We start from the raw sequence: 3,541 nt of genomic DNA, 5'->3' as shown, positions 1-3,541 counted from the left end.
TACAAGTTTTTAATGTTAAAAACACGTCACCAAACTGTTAAAAATAAACACGTTAAATTAACACTCTTATCGATAAAAACTATAGTGAAAATGGTACAGGAAAATTCAACAAACTTGACAGCCTAGGTCAAACCCCAAGGTTATGTCTATGCACAAAGAGTTGAGTGTGAAGAGCCGTGTGAGGGGAGACTTTCACGCACGGTTCTGTGAGAGGGTGAGGGTGAAACTCCCTCGCTCTACTCGACGTGTGCCCCGTTGTTTTATACAAAAGAAACTTGCGATTTTGCTGCAAAAATACTGCTTTTATTATTAATTTGCCATTGATAAACAGAAAAATTAGGACGAAATTAGAATATTTTCCAAAAAAGTTTTCTCTTTTCTGATAATCTTTGTACCTTTGAGGCGGATTTCATTCCAGTGAGTCGATGGCTCCTTACAATGATTTAACATCCCACTGGCGCGAAGGCGGCAGAACAATAGAATCCAACTGCCAAATGCTTTGTAGGGAGTGTAATAGAAGGAAAGAAAATAATATTAGTTTTAAATAAAAGTTGCGCTCGACACGAATAAGGGTTTTGATTATGAATAAAAAATGTATAAATCTGTTGGCAATAATTCTATTGTTTTCTTTATATTCATGTTCAAACAAAATAGATAAGATTGAAAACAAAGACACTGTGATTGATTCAATATCTGCAGACAATAAACAACTCAACTACTTCATTAATACGTTGTCTGCAAGCATGGACAGTATTTTTTTGCAAGAAGGATATTTAACAAATTTGACAACAACAGATGGAGTACCAAAACCAACGCGAGTGCAAATGTTGGAAAAGTTATCTCTTTTCAAGCAGTTGATTGACAGACAGAAAAACAATATTGAAGAATTGCAAGACTCACTGAGAAACGCATCTTCAGAATCAGCAAAAAAAATTAATCGAATTATCAGTTTCTACAAAAACAGTCTGAATGAGAAAGAGCGTATAATAGCTCAATTACAAGAAGAACTAAACAACAAAAATGCCGATATTGCAAGAATAACACAACGTGTAACTTCATTAAGCAATGATGTCTCGGATCTCTCTATGAAGAATAAGGAGCAGGAAGAAATAATGAAAATACAAGATAATATCATCAATGAATGTTATGTATTGATTGGAACAAAAGCTGATTTGCAGGAAAAAGGTGTTATTTCTTCAAGTGGATTTTTAAAGAAGAAACGACTGAATGTTTCTAATTTAAATTCAGAATTATTTGACAAAGTTGATATCAGACAATTCACTGAAGTTACAATTAACGGTAAGACCCCGATAGTATTAACACAAATGCCTACCAATTCATACGTTTTAGAAAAAGTAAATAAAAATACATATATACTAAAAATACTCGATCCAACTTCATTTTGGAGTGTTTCAAATTATCTTGTCATACAATATAATTAATAATATTCAGATTATGTCACCATATAGAATCAATATAACGGTACTATTACTGTTTCTTACAGTAATTTTGAATGCTCAAAACACTTCACAACATATTGTAAAGCGTGGAGAAACTTTTGCTTCGATAGCAAATAAGTATGGAATATCCGAACAACAACTAAAGACTGCAAATTCGAAAAATAAGATTTGTTATTCTGGATTAATCCTCACGATACCAAGCGTTAATGTTTCAAATAATACAGAAACAAAAAAAAATCAATACAAAACAAATGTTACTAATGGCCAAACAAGTAAAGCCAATAATATAGGAAAGAAAATTGTCACTTCAAGCAAAAATGTGAATAAGAAAAATCACTATTTATCCTCTATACCACGTGTTTTTGAAGGAGCATTACTTTATCGCAATTATGAATATCACAATAACCTAGTTCGTAAGTTCTCTTACGGAATGGCATATAATGGAGAACGTACTGTAAAAATCATAATAAAAGGAGATCTTATTCATATAGTTGATATGACAATGCATGTGCATAATGTTATTTCTTCTAATGATAAAGTATATGTTTATAGTGATATAACCAGAAGTGGTATTGTCACAGACACTCAATACTTAAGACAATATATGAGTTCTCTTGACCCAGATTACAAAACATCTGATATGGAAAAGACTTCCACACTTAATACGACAGCAGAAAAGATAACCTATAAGGGAGACATTTGTAATGTATATAAAGGTGCATTAAAGATAGGAGATGCCGCTGAAACAGATGTAGAAATGTGGTATTCGGACAACTATAAAGTTACAACCAATCAAAAATATTTGTTTTATGGTCTTAATCCTGCTGGAATTGTAAGAAAAGGTATTTATAGTCAGAATGGTCATGTACCACTGTTAGGCAAGATGCATAGTACAATTGCAACGGAACTTATAGCATTAACAGAATATCAGGTTCCTATTGATGATATAAATCCACCACAAAATATCCGTTTTGAAAAATTTATTAAACCGTCCCAGCTTACCGCATTTTATAAAGAAAATTTGAAACAGTTGAAAAACCAAAATCTATTTCCTGCAAAATTGAAATCAAAGGAAACACAATATCTTATTAGAGACCAATGGGATTTTGTTGATGAATGGTTTGCGAAAGGTTTTAAGCCACAAGAGGAAACGATTACATGGGAAAAAATAGGTGAGAATCTATTGAATTTAGTTCATTCAATGGCAAATGTCACCTCACCACAAAACAATGATGAATCAAGCGATTATGATTCCCAAGAGGATGATGGTGAAATGTTATTGTTAGCAAATTTAATAAGACAACATGAGAGCGAGATTGCAAATATGGAAAATCAAATTGAAGCTAGTGATCGCAAGCAAAAACAATTCTTTGACCGCTATTCTACCAAGGTTAACATTGGTGGAAAGTTGGTAAAAGCAATATCAAGGTCTGCACCTGCTAATAAGGTAGGAATGAATAAAATCGAAAGGAGTTCTATGCAATACGTCATCAAAGAATGGCGTACTCGATTACAATGGCTACGTAAGCAGCAGCAAATGGGCAAAAAATACATCTCTAAAACAGAATATGATAATTATTTAGACCATCGTGAAGCTATACATCGAGATAACTTAGAACTGAGTAAAGCAAGACGAAAAGAATATCATGATAATTTAAATAGTAAATTATATAGCGAATATGAAAATCAGTTAAGTAATTTATATCATTTCCCAAATACGTATTCTCAAAGTATTGAAAAAATAAGATTAATTCAGGCTAAGATGAGAAAACTGCGTACCGAGGCAACAACAAGGAAGATACGAAAGTCAGAATGGGAAGACTGGGATGGAATACCAAGTTCAAAGTGATAAAGTATCTTGTCCCACAACGATAATCGTGGAAGGCTCATAGGTTAAGATCACTTTAGTTCCCTGACGCACAACTATAATCGTGGACGGTGGCTGTCTTATGAACGGGACAGGGGACAGGTCCGTGTCCCGATGTTCATAGTCCCGAAAGAGTGAACCAAGTTCTATCCGTTAATTATTTGTAACATTTCCATCCTTTATATTGCAGTTTCAACAAAAAGGATTATCTTTG

General features: G+C 33.2%; 3 protein-coding genes. All 3 read left to right on the top strand.

Going from position 1 to position 3,541, the window contains the following annotated elements; translation table 11 throughout:
- Positions 1-425: 425 nt before the first annotated feature.
- Genes CIK98_RS08460 through CIK98_RS08450 form a run of 3 tightly spaced genes read left to right on the top strand, consistent with a single transcriptional unit; the run spans position 426 to position 3,309 of the window.
- Positions 426-548 (top strand): HNH endonuclease, encoded by a 123-nt coding sequence (locus CIK98_RS08460; protein WP_094383805.1) that lies wholly within the window; start codon positions 426-428, stop codon positions 546-548.
- 33 nt (positions 549-581) lie between these two features.
- A complete protein-coding gene (locus tag CIK98_RS08455; protein WP_094383804.1) occupies positions 582-1,442 on the top strand; it encodes a hypothetical protein in 861 nt (286 codons plus the stop codon).
- Positions 1,443-1,455: 13 nt separating this feature from the next.
- Entirely contained in the window at positions 1,456-3,309 is a 1,854-nt protein-coding gene (locus CIK98_RS08450) for a LysM domain-containing protein (RefSeq protein ID WP_141210476.1), read from the top strand.
- The last annotated feature ends 232 nt before the right edge of the window (positions 3,310-3,541 follow it).

The sequence above is a fragment of the Prevotella sp. P2-180 genome (genome assembly GCF_002251435.1).
In the GTDB taxonomy this organism is placed as follows: Bacteria; Bacteroidota; Bacteroidia; order Bacteroidales; family Bacteroidaceae; genus Prevotella.
The sequence above is the reverse complement of the archived record's forward strand: the minus strand, read 5'-3'. Positions and strand labels throughout refer to the sequence as shown.